This is a genomic window from Pseudonocardia kujensis (assembly GCF_021283305.1).
GTDB classification, from domain to species: domain Bacteria; phylum Actinomycetota; class Actinomycetes; order Mycobacteriales; family Pseudonocardiaceae; genus Pseudonocardia; species Pseudonocardia kujensis.
Map to the genome: position 1 here is coordinate 1 of NZ_JAJSOK010000138.1, position 4,192 is coordinate 4,192.

At 73.4% G+C, this 4,192-nt stretch carries 4 protein-coding genes; 2 read left to right on the top strand and 2 right to left on the bottom strand.

The window, feature by feature from the left end; genetic code table 11:
• Positions 1-428 (bottom strand): hypothetical protein (locus LWC35_RS40005; protein WP_269805528.1); only part of this gene is annotated, 428 nt, incomplete at its 3' end.
• 226 nt (positions 429-654) lie between these two features.
• Entirely contained in the window at positions 655-2,280 is a 1,626-nt protein-coding gene (locus tag LWC35_RS38570; protein WP_232875547.1) for a long-chain fatty acid--CoA ligase, read from the bottom strand.
• 118 nt (positions 2,281-2,398) lie between these two features.
• Here LWC35_RS38570 and LWC35_RS38575 point away from each other — a divergent pair, with 118 nt between their 5' ends.
• Both LWC35_RS38575 and LWC35_RS38580 read left to right on the top strand, forming a co-directional pair.
• Complete coding sequence (locus LWC35_RS38575; RefSeq protein ID WP_232875548.1) at positions 2,399-3,781, top strand: glutamate mutase L; 1,383 nt, start codon at positions 2,399-2,401, stop codon at positions 3,779-3,781.
• Between the two features lie 232 nt (positions 3,782-4,013).
• Positions 4,014-4,192, top strand: a 179-nt coding sequence (locus tag LWC35_RS38580) for an adenosylhomocysteinase (protein ID WP_232875549.1), incomplete at its 3' end; no start/stop codon positions are given.

Sequence of the window (4,192 nt, forward strand, 5' to 3'; positions counted from 1 at the left end):
TTGCCGGGCTGGCCGCCGGTGTTGTTGCCGGGCTGGCCGCCGGTGTTGTTGCCGGGCTGGCCGCCGGTGTTGTTGCCGGGCTGGCCGCCGGTGTTGTTGCCGGGCTGGCCGCCGGTGTTGTTGCCGGGCTGGCCGCCGGTGTTGTTGCCGGTGTTGCCCCCGGGCCGGCCGTTGCCGCGCTGGTCGACGTTGTCCTGGTTGCGATCGTGGCTCTGACGGTCTTGCCCGTTCGCCAGCCCCGCGATCGTGCCGGCCGTTGTGGGGGAGCTCGTCGCGGATGGGGAAGAGGTTGTCCTTCCGGTGGTCTTCTCGGTCGCTGCGTCCGAGGACTTGTCAGCGGTCTCGGCGTGCGCGACGCCGTTGACGACCAGCACGCATCCGCCGGAGATCGCGGCCGTGAGCAGGCCGCGGCGGAGGGTGGAATTCATCGTCGAGATTCCTTCCTGCGGTGATGCACCCCCGGGGGAGCCCGGCACGGCCGAATTCGGCGGTGCCAAGCGAAAGGGTGCACTCGCATCTCGGAGGAATACTCGGACTCGTTACGCGCGGAATTCAGGTTGCTCCGCACGTCGTAGTCCGCGACGTCGAAAGGATTCTCCGCAGGCGGATTCTTAGCGTCGCACCGAAACTCTCAGATACCGGCGACGCCGCAGGTCAGGAAGGCAGGGTGTAGCCCGCGAACTTGTCCCGCAGCGTCTTCTTCGAGAACTTCCCGACGCTGGTCTTGGGGACCTCGTCGATGAACTCCACGGCGTCGGGCAGCCACCACTTGGCCACTCGCGGGGTGAGGAACTCGATGAGCTCCTCACCGGTGAGCGACTCGCCCGGCTTCACCACCACGCACGCCAGCGGCCGCTCGGTCCACTTCTCGTGCGGGATCGCGATCACCGCGGCCTCGGCGACGGCCGGGTGCGCCATGATCGCGTTTTCGAGGTCGACCGAGCTGATCCACTCGCCGCCGGACTTCACGAGGTCCTTCGTCCGGTCCACGAGCCGCACGAAACCCCACTTGTCGACGGCGGCCACGTCGCCCGTGCGCAGCCAGCCGTCCCTCGTGAACTGTGCGCCGCCGCCCTCGCCGCGGTAGTACTCCTTCGCGATCCAGGGGCCGGCGGCCTGCAGCTCACCGGTGGCGCGGTCGTCCCACGGCAGCTCCTCGCCGCTCTCCGGGTCGGCGATCCGCAGGTCGACGAAGGGCACGGGCTGGCCCTGGCGGGCGCGGGCGTCCGCACGCTCGTCCTCGCTCCACGACTCCTGGTGGGCGCGCCGCGAGGAGACGCTGGCGATCGGCGAGGTCTCGGTCATGCCCCACGCCTGCAGCATCGGGACGCCGATCGCCTCGCGGTAGGCCTCGGAGAGCGAGCGCGGCACGGCGGAGCCACCGCAGATGATCGCCCGCAGGGACGACAGGTCGTGGTCGGCGAGCAGCGGCCGCACGCCCATCCAGATGGTCGGCACCCCGCCGGTGACGGTCACCTTGTGCCGCTCCAGCTGCCCGACGATCGCGTCCGGCGTCATCTTCGGGCCGGGGAGGACGAGCTCGGCGCCCGCCAGCAGGGCGCCGTAGGGGATGCCCCAGGCGTTCGCGTGGAACATCGGCACGATCGGGAGGACGACGTCGCGCTCGGCCAGCCCGAACGCGTCGGACGTCAGGGTGATCAACGAGTGCAGCACCGCCGAGCGGTGGCTGTAGACCACGCCCTTCGGGTTGCCGGTGGTCCCGGACGTGTAGCACATGGCCGCGGCACTGTTCTCGTCCTCGACCACGAACCGGCCGGCGAACGGCTCGGCCGCGGCGAGCAGCTCCTCGTAGTCCCGCACCCGGGGGTCCGCGGGGATCTCGTGGTCCGCGCCGTCGTCGATCACGACGATGTGCCGGACGGTCTCGAACTTGTCCACCAGCGGCCAGAGCTGGGGCAGCAGCGAGCGGTCGACGAAGACGACCTCGTCGTCGGCGTGGTTGACGATGTAGACGAGCTGCTCGGGGAACAGTCGGATGTTCAGCGTGTGCAGCACCCGCCCGGTGCAGGGGGCGGCGAGGTAGAGCTCCAGGTGACGGTCGGTGTTCCAGCAGAAGGTGCCGACCCGGGCGTCGGCCGACAGGCCGAGCGAGTCGAGGACGGTGGCCAGCCGGCGTACCCGCACGGCCCAGTCCGCGACGGTGGTCACCCGCTCGCCGGAGGCCAAGGCGGTGATCAGTCTCTTGTGTCCGAAGAGCTGCTCCGCGCGGTGGAACACGTGGGTCAGCGCCAGCGGGCGGTCCTGCATCAGTCCGAGCATCGTCGCTCCCGAGGAGTGTCGTGGATCACGACGACCGTACCGGGGGACCCCGGCACCGGGACAGATCCGACGGTCGTGACGGCACCGCGCAGCGTCACCGCCGGTACGCTCCCCGTTCATGACGGGTGCGGCTGCGGCGGGCGGCCCGGGGGCGCCTCCGGGGAGCGGTGCCGTCTGCCTCGACGTCGGCTCGACCTGGACGAAGGCGGTGCTCGTGCACCCCGACGGCGGGCTGGTCGGGTTCGCCGAGCACCGCACCACGACCGCCGACGTCCTCGAGGGCGTCGACGCCGCCGTCCGCGGGGTCACGGCCGCGGCCGCCCGCGAGCCCGAGCCCGACGTGCTGGCCTGCTCGTCGGCCGGGGGCGGGCTGCGGCTCGCGGTCGTGGGCACCGAGAAGCTGATCTCCACCGAGGCCGGGCACCGGGTCGCGCGGTCGGCCGGCTCGCACGTCGTGCACGTCCACGCCGGACCGCTGGAGCCGGCCGACGTCCGGGTGCTGCGCGGGCACCGGCCGGGCGCGCTCCTGCTCCTCGGCGGCTCGGACGGGGACGACCCGTCGGTCCTGCTGCACAACGCGGGCAAGCTCGCCAGGGCCCGCGTGCGGTTCCCGATCGTGCTGGCCGGCAACGCCGAGGCCCGCGACGACGCCCTCGCCCTGCTCCGCGCGACCGGCCGCACCGTCGTGGCCTGCGCGAACGTCGCGCCCGAGCCCGGCGAGCTGGTGCCGGGTCCGGCCCGGGCGGCGCTGGCCGAGGTCTTCGCCCAGCACGTGCTCGGCGGGCGGGCCCCGGCCGCCGCGCCGCGGTTCCGCCGCATGGTCCGGTTCATGACGCCCGACGCCGTGCGTCGCGGCACCGCCGAGCTGGCGCGGATCTGCGGGACGCGGGTCCTGGTCGTCGACGTGGGGTGCGCGACCACGGACGTGCACTCCGCCGGGCCCGGCCGGCGGGTCCGCCGCACCGTGGAGGGCGACCTCGGGGTGCGGGCCGCCGCGGAGGGCGTGCTGCTGGAGGCGCAGGCCGAGGAGATCGTCGACCCGGTCGAGGCGGACCTGCTCACGGCGACCGTCCGGGGGATGACGGCGGAGGTCGGCTCGGTCCCGCGCGATCCGGGCAGCGCGGCCGAGGACCGGCGGATCGCGGCGCTCGCCGCCGTCGTCGCGGCGCGGCGGCACCTCCGGGAGGAGCTCGACCCGGCGGACGGCCCGGCCGAACACGGCCCCGTCGACCACGGCCCCGTCGACCACGGCCCCGTCGACCACGGCCCGGTCGGGCTCGTCGTGCTCTCCGGCGGCGTGTTCCGCCAGCGCGACACCGCCGGCATCGGTGCGGTGGTCGGCACCCTGCAGCGGGACCCCATGCTCGCCCCGCTGCTCGCGTCGGCGTCGGTGCTGGTCGACGCGGACTTCGCGCTCGCCCCCGCCGGCCTGCTGGCCGCCCACGACCGGTGCGCGGCGGCCGAGACCCTGCTGTGCGACCACCTGCTGGGGTCACGTTGAGCCGGGCCGCAGGGCGTGCCATCCTGGATCGCGCACGCACCGCGGGACCGAGAGGCGCTGCAGCGGACGGATCCGTCCGCCACGCTCGGTCCGCGGCCTGACGACGAGAAGGGCGCCTCCACCGTTCCCGGGAGGAGGCCCGTGTCCGTGTCGATCGACCGTCGATCCCGCCACCGCCGGAACGCGGGGCCCTCCCGTCTGCCCTGACCGCAGTACGAGGAGACAGTTCACGATGACCGCCAGCATCACCGACCCGCACGGCCGGCTGCAGGAGCGCAACGGCCTCGACTTCGCCGTCGCCGACCTGGGCCTGCACGAGTTCGGCCGCAAGGAGATCCGGCTCGCCGAGAACGAGATGCCGGGTCTGATGGCGCTGCGCCGCGAGTACGCCGAGGCCAAGCCGCTGCACGG